Origin of the sequence: Stenotrophomonas sp. GD04024, assembly GCF_029837545.1 — a bacterium.
GTDB lineage: Bacteria > Pseudomonadota > Gammaproteobacteria > Xanthomonadales > Xanthomonadaceae > Stenotrophomonas > Stenotrophomonas forensis.
Genome location: NZ_JAOEDV010000083.1, coordinates 1 through 18225, shown reverse-complemented (window position 1 = coordinate 18225; position 18225 = coordinate 1). Strand labels below are relative to the sequence as shown.

Sequence of the window (18225 nt, the reverse complement as noted above, 5' to 3'; positions counted from 1 at the left end):
CGCTTGACCTCAACCAATGTTGAGGTGCGATAACGATCTCCCCACGGCCAGCCCGCTGGCCTTCCCCACGGAGATTGCTTCGATGTCGTACTCGCTTCCCCCGCTCCCCTACGCCTATGATGCCCTCGAGCCGCACTTCGATGCGCGCACGATGGAGATCCACCACGGCAAGCACCACCAGACCTACGTCAACAACCTCAATGCCGCCCTCGAGCAGGCCGGCATCGCCGCGCAACCGGTCGAGGCGCTCATCGCCAACCTTGATGCGGTGCCCGAAGCGCAGCGCGGCGCGGTGCGCAACAATGGCGGTGGCCACGCCAACCACAGCCTGTTCTGGACCGTACTCAGCGCCAGTGGCGGCACCCCTGATGACGAACTCGGCGCGGCCATCGATCGCGATCTCGGCGGCTTCGATGCGTTCAAGGATGCCTTCAGCAAGGCCGCGCAGACCCGCTTCGGCAGCGGCTGGGCGTGGCTGACCACTGATCACGACGGTCACCTGCAGGTTGAAAGCAGCGCCAACCAGGACAGCCCGCTGATGGGCGCAGCGGTCGGCCTGTCCGGCAACACGCCGATCCTGGCACTGGATGTCTGGGAGCACGCCTACTACCTGCATTACCAGAACCGTCGCCCGGACTACATCGGTGCGTTCTTCAACATCATCAACTGGGCCGAGGTCGGCCGGCGCTACCGCCAGGCCCGGGCCTCATGAGCGGCGAGACACTGCCGTACGCCGGGCCGTGGGCGGGGGTGTTCCCCGCCCCGGCTCCGGTGCCGTCGGTCGGGATGCCGCCGCGTGCATTGCGGCGGCTGCTCGGCCATTTCCCCACGGGCGTGGCGATCGTCTGCGCGCGCGACGCGCAGGGCAAACCGGTCGGCCTGACCATCAACTCGTTCGTGCCGGTATCGCTGCAGCCACCGCTGGTGCTGTGGAACCTGGCGCTGCATGCGCAAAGCCTGTCCACCTTCCAGCGCGCCACCCGCTTTGCGATCAGCGTGCTGGCAGCCAACCAGGACGCGTTGGCACGGCGCTTCGCCGATCCACAGGTGCGCGACCGTTTCGACGGCCTGCCACTGCTGGAGGATGACGAAGACGCCCCGCCGCGCATTGCCGGTGCGGTGGCCCACCTCACCTGTACCCGCCACGCGCAATGGCCGGTGGGTGATCACCTGCTGCTGGCCGGCCGCATCATCGATGTCCACGAGAACGGGGGCGCGCCCCTGCTGTTCCATCGCGGCCGTTTCCAGCCGGGACCGCAGGAATTGTTGCAGGATGTGCGCTGATGAACATCGAGGCCCTGGAATGCATGCTGGCCAGCGGCAAGGACGGCGCGCTGCTGCGCTTCGGCCTGGGCAAGGGCTGGCTGGATGCGGGCAACCCGGTGCGCGCGGCGACCCATCTGGGCCGCTGCGTGGTGCTCGATCCGCAGTACTCGGCAGCGTGGAAGCTGCTGGGCAAGGCCTGGCTGGCCAGTGGCCAGCCGCAGGCAGCCCGCGAGGCCTGGCAGCGCGGGCTGAGCGTGGCCGGCAGCAAGGGCGACCAGCAGGCGCGCAAGGAAATGCAGGTGTTCCTGCGTCGCCTGGACCGCGAACAGGCGGCCCTGGCGAAGGCGGGCTGAGTGGATCAGCCCGCGTTGGCCGATGCCGGTGCGGACATGATGTCCGCCATCGGCAGGCGGCGCGGCTTGCTCGGGAACGCGTGGCGCAGGATGCGCCAGACCACCTGGCCGAACTGGCGCGGCAGCGAGCCGTTGTTGTAGTGCTGGCCGTAGCGGCGGCAGATGTCCTTCACTTCCTTGGCGATGGCCGCATAGCGGTTGGCCGGCAGGTCCGGGTAGAAGTGGTGCTCGATCTGGTGGCTGAGGTTGCCCGACAGCACGTTGATCAGGAAACCACCGCTGATGTTGGACGAACCACGCAGCTGGCGAAGGTACCAGTGGCCACGCGATTCATTGCGCAGGCATTCCTTCGGGAAGGTTTCCGACTCAGCGGTGAAGTGGCCGCAGAAGATGATCACGTAGGTCCAGATGTTGCGCAGGCCGTTGGCCACCATGTTGCCCAGCATCACGGTGAGGAAGAACGGGCCGGCCAGCAGCGGGAAGAACACGTAGTCCTTCAGCACCTGGCGGGCCATCTTGCGCGCCACCGGGCGGGTCTGCAGCCACATCGCACGGGCACTCATGCGGCCCTTCAGCCAGCGGCCCAGGCGCAGGTCCTGCGCGGCCACGCCCCACTGGAACAGCAGCGCGAAGATCGGCGCGATGATCGGCTGCAGCAGGTAGAAGGGCTTCCAGCGCTGTTCCGGGAAGATGCGCAGCAGGCCATAGCCGATGTCATCGTCCATGCCACGCACGTTGGTGTAGGTGTGATGGCGGAAATTGTGGGTCTTGCGCCAGTTGTCGGCGGTGGCGACGATGTCCCACTCGTAGGTATTGCCATTGAGCTTGGGGTCGCCGGTCCAGTCGAACTGGCCGTGCATGACGTTGTGGCCGAGCTCCATGTTCTCCAGGATCTTCGACAGCGCCAGCAGCAGCGTGCCGGTGATCGCGGCCGGCCACAGCAGCGGCATCCAGAACAGCGGCGAGAACGCGGCCAGGAACAGCAGGCCACGGCCACCGACGCCGAACCAGCGCACGGCGGCGGCCACGCGGCGGATGTAACGGGTATCGGAGGCGCCGAGGCTGCCGATCACACGGTCGCGGATCGCGTCGAGTTCCTCGCCGAAGGCATGCATCTCGGCAGTACTCAGGGCACGGTCGGTAGCGCGGGTCATGGCAGGCGTCCTCAGAGATCCAGGGTCAGGTCGGTGGTCGGCGCGCTCACGCAGATCCGCACCGGCTGCGCCGATTCGGACTGCAGGTCGCCGGTGCGCAGGTGGCGGGTAGCGCCACTGACGCGATCACAGGTGCAGGTGTTGCAGATGCCCATGCGGCAGCCGTGCTTGGGCTTGATGCCATGGGCTTCGAGGCTTTCCAGCAGCGAGCGGCCGCGCGGCACGCTCAGCTGGCGGCCACTGCGTGCCAGCGTCAACGACACCTCGCCTTCGCTGCTGGCATCGAGCAACGGCACCGGCGGGGTGAAGGCCTCGGCCTGGAAGCCCGCCACCTGATGCGCCAGGCGTTCACGTGCGGCGGCGACGAACCCATCCGGGCCGCAGGCCAGCACATGGCGCTGTGCCAGCGGCGTGTCATCGCCGGGCACCTGCAGGTCATGGCTGCCGATGCGCGCGGCCGGGATGTCGCCTTCGCGGGTGGCCAGCAGATGCACGCGCAGATTCGGCTGCGCCGCCGCCAGCGCCTGCAGTTCATCACGGAACTGCAGATGGGCGGCAGTGCGCTCCCAGTAGAACAGGTCGACCGGTGCCGCCAATGGGCGCTGGCAGGCTTCGCGCAGAAGGCTTCGCATCGGCGTGATGCCGCTGCCGGCAGCCAGCAGCAGCACCGGCGCGGCGGCGGGCATGTGGAACTCGCCGAACGCGGCATCGACACGGAACAGCTCGCCCGGCCGTGCGTGGTTGACCAGATGCTGGCTGACCCGGCCGCCCTCGACCGCCTTGACGGTAATCGCCAGCTCGCGTCGCCCAAGCACCGTGGGGCTGTAGCTGCGCTGCCACACACGTCCTTCAATTTCCACGCTCAGGGTCACGTGCTGGCCGGCGCGCATGCCGGCCCAGTGCCGGTTGGTGCGCAGCACCAGGGTTGCCGCGCCCTCACCGGCCGGCTCACGCCGTACCAGGCGGGCCATCGGCTCACGCAGGGTCCACAGAGGATTCAGCTGACCTGCCCAGAAATCGAACAGCGTCGGCGACACCCAGCGGTGCGGAGAAAACAGGGAAGGACGGACGACAGCGCTCATGGGCGCACTATACGGGCGCACATACACCTGTGTATACATGTGTATATTGAACCGGATTGGGTATGATTCAGCCTTGCCCCACCGGAACACCCATGGCCGCCGCCACCGCCCTGACGCCGAACGAAGATGCCAACAGCCCGACCCGCCGAACGGTGAGCCGCGAGGATCTGCTGGCTGCCGCGCTGAAGCTGATCGGGCCGCACCGCAGCCTGTCCACGCTGAGCCTGCGTGAAGTGGCCCGCGAGGCGGGCATCGCACCGAACAGCTTCTATCGGCAGTTCCGCGACATGGACGAACTGGCCGTGGCCCTGATCGACGTGGCCGGCCGCTCGCTGCGCACCATCATCGGCGAGGCCCGCCAGCGCGCCACCTCCAGCGCCAGCAGCGTGGTGCGGGTGTCGGTGGAGACCTTCATGGAGCAGCTGCGTGCCGACGACAAGCTGCTGCACGTGCTGCTGCGCGAAGGGGCCGTCGGCTCGGACGATTTCAAGCACGCCGTCGAACGCGAGCTGCACTATTTCGAGGAAGAGCTGCAGCACGACCTGGTGCGCCTGGCCGCCCTGGATGGTGCGGTCCTGCACAAGCCGGAACTGGTCTCGATGGCGATCACCCGCCTGGTGTTCGCGATGGGCGCGTCGGCCATGGACCAGCCTCCGGAGAACGACCCGGAACTGGTCGAGCAGATCTCCACGATGATCCGCATGATCATCGTCGGCGCCCGCACCCCCGCCGCCTTCCGCCGCGGCTGACAAGACGCGAATCGTGCATCGCGGTACATGACCACCGGCAGGGTCGCGGCTTCGATATGTAATGTTATAACACCAGCATGATCCATCTGGATGCCTGGCGCGCGCAGAATTGCTGCGGCTTCGATATATAGCACTTGCTATATCTATGAGCCGATGCTTTTATATGCTCCAGCCAGGTCGCCCTCGCCGCCTTTCCTCCCCCAAGGACGACGCCCGCATGCACGTTGCCACCCCGCTCTTCCATCGGCTGCCTCTGGCCGCCGCCATCGCCCTGATCCTGCCGCTGCCTGCACTGGCCGCCTCACCGAAGCCGACCGAACTGGACCGCGTGCAGGTCAAGGTCAGTACCGCCACCCGCAGCGAACGCCTGCTGTCGGACGTGCCGATCCGCACCGAGGTCCTGCGCAAAGAGGACATCGCACTGCGTGCGGCCACCGACTTCTCGCGTGCCGCCGAACTGATCAACGGCCTGCGCGTGGAAAGCAACTGCCAGAACTGCAACACCAGCGAAGTGCAGCTGCTGGGCCTGCCCGGCGCCTACAACCAGCTCTTGTTCGATGGCATTCCGCTGCTGTCCACACTGGGCAGCGTGTACGGGCTGGAACAGATTCCGGCCGGCTTCGTCGACCGCATCGAAGTGGTCAAGGGCGGTGGCTCGGCGCTTTACGGCCCGGGCGCGGTGGCCGGCGTGATCAACCTGATCCCGCCGCTGCCGGCGCGCAGTGGGGGCCATGTGCAGGCCGGCGTGGATGTATTGAAGGGCACGCCGCAGAAGAATGCCGACGTGCGCCTGGACCTTGTCGCCAAAGACGCCGATGCCGGGCTGTCGGTAATCGCCCAGCGCAACTGGAACAGCGGCATCGACTACAACGGCGATGGCTATACCGAGATCACCCGCAAGAACCTCAAGGTCGGCGGGCTGCAGGCCTGGTACGCGCCCACGCCGGGCACGCGGCTGCGCCTGGACCTGCAGGTGACCGACGAAACCCGCCGCGGCGGCAACCGCCTGGACCAGCCCGAATACCTGGCCAACATCGCCGAATCGCTGGATACGAAGTATCGCCGTGGCAGCGTGTCCTGGGATCAGGAAATCAATGCCGACGTCGATTTCCGTCTGGCCTATGCGTTCGCCGATATTGATCGCGACAGCTTCTATGGCGGCCTCGGCGACGTGGTCACCGATCCATCGGCGCCGGGCTACGACCCGTCGCAGCTGGACCCGAACGTGGCCGGCAGTGCCGCCTCGCGTTCGTGGCGGCAGTACGGCCGCACCCATAACCCGCTGCACTACATCGACAGCCAGTTGAACTGGCGCGTGGGCGCACACGCGCTGGCCTTTGGTGTGCAATACAAACATGAGGCGCTGCGCGACGACAACCGCAACGGCGCCGGCCAGCGCCTTGCGGTACTGGAGGATGCGAGCTTCCACAACCTGGGCGCCTTCGTCCAGGACGAGTGGAGCCTGCGTGACAACGTGGACCTTGTACTCGGCGCGCGCGTGGACAAGAGCTCCGAACTGGACAATGCGGTGTTCTCGCCGCGCATCGCGCTGGCCTGGCAGGCCACGCCGAACCTGAAATGGCGCGCCGGCATCGCCACCGGTTTCCGTGCACCGGAAATCTTCGTCGAGGACGTGCACGTGGATACCCTCGGCGGCGAACAGGTGCGCGTGCACAACACCGACGGCCTGAAGGAAGAGCGCGCGTTGACCACGCTGTTCGGCTTCGATTGGCGTTCGGACCCGGCCAACCCGGTCTGGAGCTGGGATGCCACCGCCTCGTATGCGCGCATCCGCGACACCTTCGCGCTGGGCGAGATCCAGCGCGGTGAAGACGGCCAGCTGAGCCAGCTGCGCTACAACGCCTCCGGCTCGAACGTGCTGGGCGCGGAAACCAATCTCGGCTGGCAACCTTCGCCGCAGTGGCGGCTGACCGCCGGTGCCTCGTGGTACCGCTCGCGCTTCCGCGAACCGCAGCGCATCTTCGACGACACCGGCGAGGGCGGCGGCACCGTCATCGAGAGCCGCGATTACCTGAAGACACCGCGCTGGACCGGGCTGGCCCAGCTCAGCTGGATGCCGGCCGAGCCGTGGGAAACCTTCGTGGCGCTGCGCCACACCGGCCCGATGTCGGTGCTGAACAACCGGCTGGGCGAACTGCACCGCACCCGTGCGTTCCTGGTCACCGATCTCGGTGCACGCTGGCACCGGCACCTGGGCGCACAGGCGCAGCAGGAAGTGTCGGTGGCGGCAGGCGTCAAGAATGTGTTCGACCAGCGCCAGAAGGACCTGGAAACCGGTGCTCTGCGTGACAGTGACTACGTCTACGGCCCGCGCTTTGCGCGCTCGTGGTACGTCAACCTGCGCTATGCATTCTGAAGCGCTACGAACACTGTTGCTGGCCGGCGCGCTGCTGCTGGCCGTGCCGGCGATGGCGACGGACCTGCACGCGCAGGTTTCGGCCTCGTTGATGCGGCCCGAGCAGCGCTCACTGCGGCCGATGCAGTGGCCGGCGCCGCCGAAACTGGTGGCACTGTATTTCGGTGCCGACTGGTGCGCGCCCTGCCACGCCTTCGTGCCGACCCTGCGCAGCGTGCGTGATGCCCTGCGCGAGGCCGGCGCCGATACCGAAGTGGTGTACGTCAGCCTGGACGAAAGCGAGGCCGCGTTGCGGCGCTACATGCGCGCGCAGGCCATGCCATGGCCGGTGCTTGACCCGCGCCGCGCCAGGCGCATGCCGGCGCTGCAGGCCTTGGCTGGGCTGGCACCGCCGAACCTGGTGCTGATCGATGCCGATGGCAAGGTGCTGGCCAATGGCTGGCAAGGCCGGCATTACGAAGGGCTGCAGCCGGTGTTGAAGGAATGGACGAAGCAGGCGTGCGCGCAGCAACAGGCGCGCTGCCCGCCTGATCTGTAGCGTCGAGCCATGCTCGACTCAGCACGCATCGCGCGAACAGCCGTCGAGCATGGCTCGACGCTACAGAAACCGGGATCGCGCGAAATGCCGCCGGGCATGGCCCGGCGCTTCCGCTACGGCGCCCCGCCCTCGGCCTTGCGCACGAACGCCTCGAACAACGCCAGCGTCTGTTCGCTGACATGGTGCTCGATGCCCTCGGCATCACGGCGCGCGGTATCCGCGTCCACGCCCAGCGCCAACAGGAAACGCTCCACGGTCTGATGGCGCTGGCGGCTGGCCTGCGCCAGCGCCTCGCCTTCCGGGGTCAGGAACACGCCACGGTACGGCCGCTGCACCACCCAGCCGTCACGGGCCAGGCGCCGCAGCATCTTCGCCACCGTCGGCTGGGCCACGCCCAGGCGCGTGGCGATGTCGACCTGGCGGGCCTCGCCGCCGTCGGCCAGCAGGTCCGAGATCAGCTCGACATAGTCCTCCACCAGCTCCATCCGGTGCGCCTCGCGCACTTGCCGGAAGCTCTCGACCTGACGCTCGGCCTCGATCAAGGGGGTGCTCTTCAGCGATGTCGAATCGTCGGTCTTGCCCACGCCTGCGCCTGTCCTTCCGGTGTACTCCGGTGTTGAACCTGAATTCTGGACCAGTAACGCGATAAAGACGATTGTTTCACATTGCTAATGACTATAGCAGGAGCTATATTCGAACCCATGAACACCCTGGCGCCCCGCGACCCTTCGGCCTCCACTCCGGCCAGCCTGGGCGCGCTCAACGCGTCGGTGGCGGTGCCTGACAAGGGCCATTGGTGGTTCCGCCTGCTGGCCTTCCTCGGCCCGGGCTACATGATCTCGGTCGGCTATATGGACCCGGGCAACTGGGCCACCGATCTGGCCGGCGGTTCGCGCTTCGGCTACCTGCTGCTGTCGGTCATCCTCATTTCCAACCTGATGGCGGTGATCCTGCAGGCGCTGTCGGCGCGGCTCGGCATCGCCACCGGCATGGACCTGGCCCAGGCCTGCCGCGCGCGCTACCCGAAGCCGGTGAACCTGGCGCTATGGGCACTGTGCGAGGCGGCGATCATCGCCTGCGACCTGGCCGAGGTGATCGGCACGGCGATCGCGCTGAAACTGCTGTTCGATCTGCCACTGCTGTGGGGTGCGGTGATCACCGCACTGGATACGCTGCTGGTGCTGTTGCTGATGAACCGCGGCTTCCGTGCACTGGAAGCGTTCGTGATCGCGCTGCTGATGGTGATCTTCGCCTGCTTCGTGGTGCAGATCGCAATGGCCGCGCCACCGGTGATGACGGTACTCGGCGGCTTCATCCCGCGTGCGCAGGTGGTGACCGATCCGCATGCGCTTTACATCGCCATCGGCATCATCGGCGCCACGGTGATGCCACACAACCTGTACCTGCATTCGTCCATCGTGCAGACCCGCGCCTACCCCCGCACCGACGAAGGGCGCCGCAGCGCCTTGCGCTGGGCGGTCACCGACAGCACCCTCGCGCTGACCCTCGCGCTGTTCATCAATGCCAGCATCCTGATCCTGGCGGCGGCGGTGTTCCACGCCAACGGCCGCTTTGATGTAGAAGACATCGAGCAGGCGCACCAATTGCTGGCACCGATGCTGGGCGTGGGCGCGGCGGCCACCCTGTTCGCGATCGCCCTGCTGGCCTCGGGGCTGAACTCCACGGTGACCGCCACGCTGGCCGGGCAGATCGTGATGGAAGGCTTCCTGCACCTGCGCCTGCCGCCGTGGCTGCGGCGCTTGATCACCCGGGCGCTGGCGATCATTCCGGTGGTGGTGGTGATCGTGCTGTTCGGCGACCAGGGCGCGGTGAAGCTGCTGGTGCTGAGCCAGGTGGTGCTGTCGATGCAGCTGCCGTTCGCGATCATTCCGCTGGTCCGGATCGTGACCGACAAGGTGACGATGGGCGCACTGGTGGCGCCACGCTGGCTGGGCAGCATCGCGTGGGTCATCGCGCTGGTGATCGTGGTGTTGAACGTGAAGCTGCTGGTGGATACCTTCGCCGGCGCATAGCCCGTTGTAGAGTCGAGCCATGCTCGACTCGTCGCGCATCGCGCGAAAGGCAGTCGAGCATGGCTCGACTCTACATAAGCCGGGATCGCGGCCTACAGATACAACGCGATAGCCGCTTCAATCTGCTGCGGCGATTGGAATCCAGGCAGGCGCTGTCGTTCGTCTCCGTCACGGAACAGCGACAGCGTCGGCGTCTGCCGCAGCCCCAGTTCCCTGAAGAACGCCTCACCCAGCACCTCCAGCTGCACCCGCAACAGGGTCGTGCCCTGCCCCGCCACACTGTTCGCCACCCGATGCAGCGACATTTCCAGCATCCGGCATCCCGGGCACTGGTCCTTGTGGAAGTCCACCAGCACCCGCGGGTGCTCGGCCAGCAGCTGCTGGAACTGCTCAGGTGTGGTGGCGTCGATGATCTGCATCGGTGCTGCTCCAGTAATGGGCCAGGACCCCATCGGTCCAGGCCTCGATGGCCGCGGCATGGCGCTCGCCGTGCGGCATCTGTTCGATCTCCAGCGGCGGGTAGTCGCTGCCGAAATAGCGGATCAGGCGGTGCACGGCGCCGCAGTAGTACTCCTGCCCCCACTGCGTTTCGCCGGTACCAAACACCGCCAGCTGCCGCGGCCGCTCGCCGCGCTCGGCGATGCCGGCCACCCACGCCTTCATCTCCGCAGGCGTGCGGCCGGCGTTGTCGGTCCAGCAGCCCAGCAGCACCAGGTCGGCCTCGTCGGCCGCCAGCGGTGGCGCCTGGCGCAGGTCGTCCGCCTCCTGCCAGTGCACCGCATGACCCGCAGCCCGGCAGCGCCCGGCAATCTGCCGGCCAAGCTCGCGGGTGTTGCCGCTCAGCGAGGCCACCACGAGAAGGATGCGCAGCACCGCGCCGGGCTCAGAGGTCGTCGAAGCCGTTGTCGACGTTGGTCTTCTTGTAACTTGCATTGCGCATCTCGAAGAAGTCGGTCTTGGTCTCGGTGAAGTTGTCGGCGTAGGCCTTGATCCACGGCATCACGTTGTCGGTGGTGTCGCTGTACAGGCGCTCGATGCCGAGCATGCCGGCCATCTTGTTGGCCCGGTACTTCACGTAGCGCGTCATCTCCTCCACATCGATGCCGTCGATGCCGTCCAGCACTTCCGACGACCACTGGGTCTCCAGCTCGATGGCATGCTCGAACGCCTGGTGCACATAGGCGGTCAGTTCGTTGGTCTGCAGCTCCGGGTTCTCGCCGATGATGGCGCGGATCAGCTCGCTGATGAACTTGGTGTGAGCCAGCTCGTCGCGGTTGATGAAGCTGATGATCTTGCCGGTGCCGGTCATGCGGTTCTGCCGCACCATGTTGTAGAAGTACGCGAAACCCGAATAGAAGTTGATGCCTTCCAGGATCGAGGACTGGATCAGCGACTTCAGCAGCGTCTCGGCGGTCTTCTCGCGCATGAAGTCGTCATACGCGCCCATGATCGGCGCGTTGCGCTTGATGATGGTCGGATGGGTGCGCGCCAGCTCGAACACGCGGTTCTGGTTCGGCAGGTCGGTGATCGAGGCCAGCACATAGCTGTAGCTCTCGTTGTGGATCACCTCCTGCTGGCCGATGATCGCCGCGTTGGCATGCGCGGCCGGATCGGTGATGTACTCGGCCACGTTGTAGATGAAGCGGGTCTGCGGCGAATCCAGCGTAGCGAGCAGGCCGATGATCGAGTCGTAGGCATTCTTCTCGCGCCCCGACAACTCGCCGTACTGGCGCGCATCGGCCTTCATGTCGACTTCGTCGGGGATCCAGAAGTTGGTCGACAGTTCCTTGTAGGCCCGATAGAACGACGGATACGGAATGTCGTTCCAGTTCAGGATGCCGCTGGTGCGTCCGTTGATGATGCCGGTGCTGCGGTTGGGATGGCGCGGTTCGAGGATCTTGATGCGGTCGAGGGGGGTTGCCATGGTTTTCTGCCTTCGTTTTCTTTCTATCGTGTTGCCGGCCAGCGGCCGGCACTACCCTGGATCGCGGGGTTGCCGGCCAGCAGCCGGCACGACCGTTGCTCAGCTCGCGCACCACTCGCATTCGCTGATGTCGATGTCGTTGGAGCGCACGTAGTAGGTGGTCTTCAGGCCTTCGCGCCACGCGCTCAGGTGCAGCTCCAGCAGCGTGCTGGCGCGGATCGTGCTGGGCACGTACAGGTTGAAGCTGATCGACTGGTCCACGTGGCGCTGGCGCCGCGCGTTCTGGCGCACGCTGGCGAACTGGTCGACCTTGTAGGCGCCCTTTTCGTAGTACGGCCAGGTCTCCAGCGACAGGCCGGGCGCGGCCACCGGCCGCCGGAAGTCCTTCTTTTCCTCGTAGTAGAACGCGCTGTAGATCGGATCGATCGATGCGGTGGAACCAGCAATCTGCGCGGTGCTCATGTTCGGCGCCACCGCCAGCAACCAGCCGTTGCGCAGGCCATGCGTGGCGACCTCGCGGGCCAGGCGGTCCCAGTCCGCGCCACTGTAGCCACGGTCACCGAAGTAGCGTCCGTTGTGCCAGTCGCTGCCGGCGAACATCGGGTAGCTGCCCTTCTCCTTGGCCAGCTGCGCGCTGGCCTGGATGGTCAGGAAGTTGATGCGCTCGTACAGGCGGTCGGCGAGCTGTTCGGCATCGGGCGATTCCCACTGGATCGCCTGCTGCGCCAGCAGGTGGTGCCAGCCGAAGGTGCCCAGGCCGATGGCGCGGTACTTGCGGTTGGTGATCGTGGCCTGCGGCACCGGCAACGCGTTGAGGTCGATCACGTTGTCGAGCATGCGCACCTGGATCGGGATCAGGCGCTCCAGCACGTCGGTGGCAAGCAGGTCATCCGGCGCACTGATCGCACGACCGAGGTTGATCGAGGACAGGTTGCAGACGACGAAGTCACCCGCGCGGCGGGTGGTGACGATCTGGTCGCCGCTGACGATCTCCTGGATCATCCGCGTCGGGCTCATGTTCTGCAGGATCTCGGTGCACAGGTTGCTGGAATAGACCATGCCCGCGTGCTTGTTCGGGTTCTTGCGGTTGACCTCGTCGCGATAGAACAGGAACGGGTTGCCGGTCTCCAGCTGGCTGAGCATGATCCGCTTGAACAGGTCGATCGCCTTCACCGTGCGGCGACTGATGCGCTCATCGGCCACCAGTTCGGCATAGCGGTCGCGGAAGCTGCCTGAGCCGCGCTTCTCATCGTAGAAGTCCTGAAGGTACCAGCCCTTGGCGCTCTTCACTTCGTGCGGGTCGAACAGGTACCAGTCAGCGCGGCGCTCCACCGCTTCCATGAACAGGTCCGGCACGCACACCGAGGTGAACACATCGTGCGCGCGCAGGCGCTGGTCACCGTTGTTCAGGCGCAGATCGAGGAAGGCTTCAATGTCGCGGTGCCAGATGTCCAGGTACACCGCCACCGCGCCCTTGCGCTGGCCGAGCTGGTCGACCGAGACCGCGGTGTTGTTGAGCTGCTTGATCCACGGCACCACGCCGCCGGAGGAATTGGGCACGCCACGGATCGGTGCGCCACTGCTGCGCACGTAGCCCAGATAGGCGCCCACACCACCACCGTGCTTGGACACGCGCGCGATATCGGTGTTGGAGTCATAGATGCCCTGCAGGCTGTCATCCACCGTGTCGATGAAGCAGCTGGACAGCTGGCCACCGACCTTGCCGGCGTTGGCCAGGGTCGGCGTGGCCACGGTCATGTACAGGTTGGACAGCGCCCAGTAGGCCTCGCCGACCAGCTGCATGCGCCGCTCCCGCGGCTTTTCTTCCTGCATCAGGTACAGCGCGATGGTCAGCCAGCGCTCCTGCGGCAGTTCATAGACCTCGCGGCTGCGGTCGCTGGCCAGATAGCGCGTGGCCAGCAGGTACAGGCCGTTGTAGGCAAACAGGCGATCGCGTTCCGGCTCGATCATCTCGCCGGCCTGCTGCAGCTCTTCCTTGGAATAGCAGCGCAGGATGTCGTTGCTGTAGATGCCACGGTCGGCGAGGCTTTCCTGCAGGCCCACGTACGAGCCGTACTTCAGGCTGACGTCATAGAAGCGATTGCGGCTGGCGCGCTTGTACAGGCGGCGCAGGTAGATGCGTGCGGCGAACTGCTCCCACTCCGGCGCGACCAGATCCACGCGCGATTCGGCCTCGCGGATCAGCAGGTCGACCAGGTCATCGGCACTGAGGCTCGGCTTGCGCTCGACCATCGCCTGCACCACGCGGCGATAGTCGCTTACATCCAGCTGCGGGAACTCCGCGTGCACGGTATCGATGCTGCGCTGCAGGCGCTCGGCGTCGAACGGCAGGCGACGGTTGCCGGCCTCCTTGGTGATCCAGGTCGGCACGCGCTCGCCGCCAGCGCGCAAAGCGTCGCCGGCGCCGGCCAGATCGGCCGCGCGGTAGGTGTTGTCGGTCATGGTCCTGCGTCTCCAGGCTCGCACGCACAGGGGCGTCGATGCCGTGGCAGCCCTGCACGCGATACCGGCGCACGGGGCGATCGGGGTGGGATGCCAACGCACGGGATCATCAGGTCGTCGGCATGCGCCTGCGCCTGCGGCCGGTATCCGGGCCGTGGGGGCGACCTGTGTCCGCGCGATGGCGGCCGCGTCGACACGGCAAGCCTTCAGGGGCGGGCCGCGGGACGTTTGCTACATGTCCGGCGGCGGCGGCTGACCGGGAGTGACGGCCACAACATAGTGGGGATATTCCGAGTCGTCAACACAAGATGAGGTAATCGCGACATGACGCGACGATCCGTCGCAGGATGCCGTGTTGCAGCGGCGGCGCCTTGTCGAACGCGCCCTCGTCCCCAGTTCGATACAACCTCCACTTTCCCCGGAACACAGCCCATGCGCGCTGCCCAGTACGCTTCCTTCGCCGACCCGGCCGACGTCCTTGCCGTTGCCGATGTGGCCCTGCCCGAACCCGGCCCCGGCGAGGTGCGCATCCGTACCGTGCTGGCCTCGATCCACAACCACGACCTGCTGACCGTGCGTGGCCTGTATGGCTACAAGCCGACCCTGCCGGCCATCGCTGGTAGTGAGGCACTGGGCGTGGTCGATGCGCTTGGCGAAGGCGTCGAGGGCCTGCGGATCGGCCAGCGCGTGGCCGCCGCCTCGGTGCACGGCACCTGGGCCGAAGCGTTCATCGCACCGGCGCGCATGGTGATTCCGATGCCGGACGCCATCGCCGACGAGATGGCCGCACAGCTGATCGCGATGCCGCTGAGCGCGCTGATGCTGCTGGAGTTCCTGCACGTCGAGCCGGGCCAGTGGATCGTGCAGAACACCGCCAACGGGGCCGTCGGCAAGTCGCTGGCGATGCTGGCGCGGGCGCGCGGCGTGCACGTGGCCAACCTGGTGCGCAACGCCGACGCGGTGGCGCAGCTGCAGGCACTCGGCATCGATCACGTATTTGATACCTCGGTGGACGGCTGGAAGGATCGCGTGCGCGCCGCAACGGGCGAAGCGCAGGCAGCGGCGGCAGTCGATTCCATCGGCGGCGACGCCAGCGGCGACCTGGTCGACCTGCTTGGCCACCACGGCACCCTGGTCTCGTTCGGCGTGATGAGCGGCCAGCCGATGCACATCCCCGCCGGTGGCCTGATCTACAAGGAGGCCACGGTGAAGGGCTTCTGGGGCAGCAAGGTCAGCCAGGCGATGGCGGTGGAGGACAAGCGGCGGCTGGTCGGCGAACTGCTGAAGCGCGCCGCCGGCGGCGAACTGACCCTGCCAGTGGAGCGGGTCTTCGCACTGGATGATATTGCCCAGGCAGCGAAGGCCGCGGGCGGCTCGGGTCGCAACGGCAAGGTGCTGCTGCGGCCTTGATGGGCTGGCATTGCCTTCTGTAGAGCCGAGCCATGCTCGGCTGCTTTCCGGTCAGTGTGCGGAGCCGAGCGTAGGCTCGGCTCTACAGCAGCGCGCGGACCAACGGCCCGCACCAACCGAGTCATTTCGTTAAGAACCTGTGATGTATAACTGAATGCGCTTTCGTCATTGGAAGGCGCGTGCAGTCGCGTGCGGTACTGAAGGCTCCTCCCCGTTCGGCGTTGTCGCTTTCATGTACCGCACCACCCTGAACCTGCTTGCCGGCGCCATCGCGCTGGGCCTTTCCGCCGGAACTGCCGGCGCCGCTGAAACTGCAGACACCGGCAAGGACAGCACCACCCTGGGCGCCGTGCTGGTGACCGGCTCCAACATCAAGCGCAGCGATACCGCCGGGCCCAACCCGGTGCAGATCGTGAGCCGCGAACAGATCGAACAGACCGGCCGCTCCACCCTCACCGACGTGCTGCGCAACCTGTCGGCCAATGCCGGCAACAGCTTCGACGAGCAGTACACCGGCAGTTTCGCCGCCGGCTCGGCCTCGATCGGCCTGCGTGGCCTGTCGCCGAAGAACACGCTGGTGCTGGTCAACGGCTACCGCGTGTCCAACTTCGGCTTCGCGCTCAACACGCAGGACACCTTCGTCGACCTCAACGCGCTGCCGATCAGCGCGGTCGAACGCATCGAAGTGCTGAAGGACGGTGCCTCGGCGGTGTATGGCTCCGATGCCATCGCCGGCGTCATCAACATCATCCTGCGCAGGAACTTCCAGGGCGTGGAGGTCGGCGGCGGTTTCGGTACCGCTACCCAGGACGGCTTGAACGAACGCAAAGCCAATCTTCTCGCTGGGTTCGGCGACCTCGAACAGCAGGGCTGGAACGTGCTGTTCGGGCTGGACCTGCTCAAGCGAGATCGCCTCGACGCCGATCAGCGCGCCTACACCCGCAGCGGCGATTTCCGCGACAAGCCCGGTGGCCGCCTGGCCGGCTGGTCCACTGCCGGTGGCAACTGGCTGTCCAACCCACGCGCACCGCAGCCATTCGCCAACTGCCCCGATGGCAGCCAGTTGCGGCCGTACAGCGATTTCGGCAGCACCCTGCCCGGCCAGGCCTGCGCCTTCAACGCACAGCCGTTCAAGACGCTGCAGCCCGGCGCCGAGCGCCTGCAGGCGTCGTTGAGTGCGACCTACCGCTTCAACGACAGCGTCGAAGCGTTCGCCGACGTGCTGTACAGCCACAACAAGGCCGACCAGATCTTCAGCGCGCCGCTCACCGTCGGCCCGGGCCTGCGTGCGTACAACCCGGCCACCGGCACCCTGATCGACGTGCCGGCGGTGCTGCCGGTTGGCCACCCGAACAACCCGGGCAGCACGCCGCTGCCGTTCGAGTACACCTTCTTCGATCTCGGCCCGCGCCTGAAGGACAACACCCAGGTGTTCTACCGCGCGCTGGCCGGCGTGCGCGGCAGCGGTGAACGCTGGGATTGGGAGGCGGCGGCGCTGACCTCGCAGAGTGCGCAGCGCGAGTATGTCGACAACTTCGTCAACCGCTACGCGTTCGAGCAGACCCTGCGCGATGGCAGCTACAACTTCCTCAATCCGTCCAGCGCGCCGGGCGCGCTGGATGCCCTGCGCCTGCAGACCAAGCGACCGGGCTGGTACAAGCTGCACTCATTGAACGTCAAAGCATCGACCTCGCTGTGGGAACTCCCGGCCGGCACGGTCGGCTTCGCCTGGGGTGCCGAGTTCCGCAAGGAATCGCTGGATGCGCGTACCAGCGCGCAGGTGCTGTCCGGTACCGAACTGCGCCCGGCCATCAACGTGGTCAACGGCGAGCGCCAGGTCAGTGCCGCGTACGCCGAACTGAGCGTGCCGCTGCATCGCACGCTGGAGCTGCAGCTGGCTGGTCGCGGCGACCACTACGATGACTTCGGCAAGGCGTTCTCGCCGAAAGTGGCGCTGCGCTGGCAGCCGCTGGACAGCCTGCTGCTGCGCGGCTCGTTCTCACGTGGTTTCCGCGCCCCCTCGCTGCCTGAGATCGCGCCGGGCCAGACCGTCAGCTACGGCTCGCTGATCGATCCGCTGGATCCGCTACAGCCCGGTGGCAGCCGTGGCGTCACCAACATCCGCACCGGCAACCCGGACCTGAAGGCCGAGCGCTCGCGCAACTTCAACGTGGGTGCGGTGTGGTCGCCGGATGGCGACACCAGCATCGGCCTGGACTGGTACCGCATCGAGCAGGACAACCTGGTCAAGCCGGACAGCGCGCAGTTCATCGTCGACAACCCGACCCTGTTCCCCGGCCGCGTGCAGCGTGATGCACAAGGACGCATCCAGTTCATCACCAACCAGTACGCCAACCAGGGCGAGCTGACCACCTCGGGGCTGGACCTGGACGCCACCCGCACCTTCCGCACCGACGGCTGGGGCAGCTTCACCGTGGCCGGCAGCTGGAGCCACCTGCTCAGCTTCAAGCAGCCGCTGGTGGCCGGCCAGGCCCCGTATGACGGTGCCGGCAACAACCGCCACGGCGCACTGCCGCGCACCCGCGGCACCACCTCGCTGAACTGGGCGGTGGGTGACTGGAGCAGCACGCTGAGCCTGCAGTACGTGAGCGGCTACGACCAGCGCGTGGCGACGGCGACCAGCAACCCGGGCCTGCGCGACCGCGTCAAGCCGTATCACCAATTGGATCTGTACGTGGCGTACGAAGGCATTGCCAACACCACGCTGTCACTGTCGGTGCTGAACCTGACCGACAAGGACCCGCCGTTCGATCCGGCCGGTGGCTCCAACGGCTTCGACATCAGCCAGTACAACCTGCGCGGGCAGTTCGTCTCGCTGGGGGCACGCTACCGGTTCTGATGCGGTATCGGGGCGG

General features: G+C 66.6%; 16 protein-coding genes. 9 read left to right on the top strand and 7 right to left on the bottom strand.

All coding sequences use genetic code 11. From position 1 onward, the window contains the following. The first annotated feature begins 82 nt into the window (after positions 1-82). Genes N7590_RS18825 through N7590_RS18815 form a run of 3 tightly spaced genes read left to right on the top strand, consistent with a single transcriptional unit; the run spans position 83 to position 1619 of the window. Positions 83-712 (top strand): superoxide dismutase, encoded by a 630-nt coding sequence (locus tag N7590_RS18825; RefSeq protein WP_053511918.1) that lies wholly within the window; start codon positions 83-85, stop codon positions 710-712. Beyond that, the gene (locus N7590_RS18820; protein ID WP_279935789.1) at positions 709-1284 is read left to right on the top strand and encodes a flavin reductase family protein; all 576 of its coding nucleotides are present in this window, start codon (positions 709-711) and stop codon (positions 1282-1284) included. The genes N7590_RS18825 and N7590_RS18820 overlap by 4 nt, the downstream gene beginning before the upstream one ends. Next, positions 1284-1619: a tetratricopeptide repeat protein gene (locus N7590_RS18815; protein ID WP_008267331.1), complete on the top strand. Its 336-nt coding sequence runs from the start codon at positions 1284-1286 to the stop codon at positions 1617-1619. Before N7590_RS18820 ends, N7590_RS18815 begins: the two co-directional genes overlap by 1 nt. A 5-nt stretch (positions 1620-1624) precedes the next feature. Here the strand turns inward: N7590_RS18815 and N7590_RS18810 are convergent, their stop codons facing one another. Beyond that, entirely contained in the window at positions 1625-2773 is a 1149-nt protein-coding gene (locus N7590_RS18810; protein WP_008266479.1) for an acyl-CoA desaturase, read from the bottom strand. A gap of 11 nt (positions 2774-2784) precedes the next feature. Further along, complete coding sequence (locus N7590_RS18805; RefSeq protein WP_053449969.1) at positions 2785-3855, bottom strand: ferredoxin reductase; 1071 nt, start codon at positions 3853-3855, stop codon at positions 2785-2787. A gap of 92 nt (positions 3856-3947) precedes the next feature. Here N7590_RS18805 and fabR point away from each other — a divergent pair, with 92 nt between their 5' ends. The 3 genes from fabR (at position 3948) to N7590_RS18790 (ending at position 7519) form a co-directional block, all read left to right on the top strand. Continuing rightward, positions 3948-4604: an HTH-type transcriptional repressor FabR gene (gene fabR / locus N7590_RS18800; protein WP_053449970.1), complete on the top strand. Its 657-nt coding sequence runs from the start codon at positions 3948-3950 to the stop codon at positions 4602-4604. Between the two features lie 217 nt (positions 4605-4821). After that, on the top strand, positions 4822-6981 hold the full coding sequence (locus N7590_RS18795) for a TonB-dependent receptor (RefSeq protein WP_164240351.1): 2160 nt from the start codon (positions 4822-4824) through the stop codon (positions 6979-6981). Then, the gene (locus tag N7590_RS18790) at positions 6971-7519 is read left to right on the top strand and encodes a thioredoxin-like domain-containing protein (protein ID WP_164240353.1); all 549 of its coding nucleotides are present in this window, start codon (positions 6971-6973) and stop codon (positions 7517-7519) included. Before N7590_RS18795 ends, N7590_RS18790 begins: the two co-directional genes overlap by 11 nt. A 113-nt stretch (positions 7520-7632) precedes the next feature. On the opposite strand, the gene mntR is transcribed toward N7590_RS18790, so the two are convergent. Then, a complete protein-coding gene (gene mntR, locus N7590_RS18785; protein WP_049457402.1) occupies positions 7633-8103 on the bottom strand; it encodes a manganese-binding transcriptional regulator MntR in 471 nt (156 codons plus the stop codon). A 117-nt stretch (positions 8104-8220) separates the two neighbouring features. On the opposite strand from mntR, the gene N7590_RS18780 reads away from it, so the two are divergent. After that, positions 8221-9552, top strand: coding sequence for an Nramp family divalent metal transporter (locus N7590_RS18780; RefSeq protein ID WP_164240356.1), 1332 nt, complete (start codon positions 8221-8223; stop codon positions 9550-9552). Between the two features lie 92 nt (positions 9553-9644). Here the strand turns inward: N7590_RS18780 and N7590_RS18775 are convergent, their stop codons facing one another. The 4 genes from N7590_RS18775 to N7590_RS18760 all read right to left on the bottom strand — a co-directional run bounded on the left by N7590_RS18775 (position 9645) and on the right by N7590_RS18760 (position 13939). Beyond that, positions 9645-9971 (bottom strand): thioredoxin family protein, encoded by a 327-nt coding sequence (locus N7590_RS18775; RefSeq protein WP_006450185.1) that lies wholly within the window; start codon positions 9969-9971, stop codon positions 9645-9647. Beyond that, the gene (locus N7590_RS18770) at positions 9943-10422 is read right to left on the bottom strand and encodes a flavodoxin (RefSeq protein WP_204275087.1); all 480 of its coding nucleotides are present in this window, start codon (positions 10420-10422) and stop codon (positions 9943-9945) included. Before N7590_RS18770 ends, N7590_RS18775 begins: the two co-directional genes overlap by 29 nt. Before the next feature lie 13 nt (positions 10423-10435). Further along, the gene (locus N7590_RS18765) at positions 10436-11476 is read right to left on the bottom strand and encodes a ribonucleotide-diphosphate reductase subunit beta (RefSeq protein WP_008267116.1); all 1041 of its coding nucleotides are present in this window, start codon (positions 11474-11476) and stop codon (positions 10436-10438) included. Between the two features lie 99 nt (positions 11477-11575). Beyond that, the gene (locus N7590_RS18760) at positions 11576-13939 is read right to left on the bottom strand and encodes a ribonucleoside-diphosphate reductase subunit alpha (protein ID WP_164240358.1); all 2364 of its coding nucleotides are present in this window, start codon (positions 13937-13939) and stop codon (positions 11576-11578) included. Between the two features lie 432 nt (positions 13940-14371). Between N7590_RS18760 and N7590_RS18755 the strand changes: the two genes are divergently transcribed. Continuing rightward, a complete protein-coding gene (locus N7590_RS18755; protein ID WP_053511496.1) occupies positions 14372-15349 on the top strand; it encodes a zinc-binding dehydrogenase in 978 nt (325 codons plus the stop codon). A gap of 232 nt (positions 15350-15581) precedes the next feature. Then, positions 15582-18209, top strand: coding sequence for a TonB-dependent receptor (locus tag N7590_RS18750; protein WP_279935787.1), 2628 nt, complete (start codon positions 15582-15584; stop codon positions 18207-18209). The last annotated feature ends 16 nt before the right edge of the window (positions 18210-18225 follow it).

Bases quoted from the DNA above. Each gene is read 5' to 3' on its own strand.
- N7590_RS18825 (WP_053511918.1), top strand. From the start codon at position 83: ATGTCGTACTCGCTTCCCCCGCTCCCCTACGCCTATGATGCCCTCGAG.
- N7590_RS18820 (WP_279935789.1), top strand. From the start codon at position 709: ATGAGCGGCGAGACACTGCCGTACGCCGGGCCGTGGGCGGGGGTGTTC.
- N7590_RS18815 (WP_008267331.1), top strand. From the start codon at position 1,284: ATGAACATCGAGGCCCTGGAATGCATGCTGGCCAGCGGCAAGGACGGC.
- N7590_RS18810 (WP_008266479.1), bottom strand. From the start codon at position 2,773: ATGACCCGCGCTACCGACCGTGCCCTGAGTACTGCCGAGATGCATGCC.
- N7590_RS18805 (WP_053449969.1), bottom strand. From the start codon at position 3,855: ATGAGCGCTGTCGTCCGTCCTTCCCTGTTTTCTCCGCACCGCTGGGTG.
- fabR (WP_053449970.1), top strand. From the start codon at position 3,948: ATGGCCGCCGCCACCGCCCTGACGCCGAACGAAGATGCCAACAGCCCG.
- N7590_RS18795 (WP_164240351.1), top strand. From the start codon at position 4,822: ATGCACGTTGCCACCCCGCTCTTCCATCGGCTGCCTCTGGCCGCCGCC.
- N7590_RS18790 (WP_164240353.1), top strand. From the start codon at position 6,971: ATGCATTCTGAAGCGCTACGAACACTGTTGCTGGCCGGCGCGCTGCTG.
- N7590_RS18780 (WP_164240356.1), top strand. From the start codon at position 8,221: ATGAACACCCTGGCGCCCCGCGACCCTTCGGCCTCCACTCCGGCCAGC.
- N7590_RS18775 (WP_006450185.1), bottom strand. From the start codon at position 9,971: ATGCAGATCATCGACGCCACCACACCTGAGCAGTTCCAGCAGCTGCTG.
- N7590_RS18765 (WP_008267116.1), bottom strand. From the start codon at position 11,476: ATGGCAACCCCCCTCGACCGCATCAAGATCCTCGAACCGCGCCATCCC.
- N7590_RS18760 (WP_164240358.1), bottom strand. From the start codon at position 13,939: ATGACCGACAACACCTACCGCGCGGCCGATCTGGCCGGCGCCGGCGAC.
- N7590_RS18755 (WP_053511496.1), top strand. From the start codon at position 14,372: ATGCGCGCTGCCCAGTACGCTTCCTTCGCCGACCCGGCCGACGTCCTT.
- N7590_RS18750 (WP_279935787.1), top strand. From the start codon at position 15,582: ATGTACCGCACCACCCTGAACCTGCTTGCCGGCGCCATCGCGCTGGGC.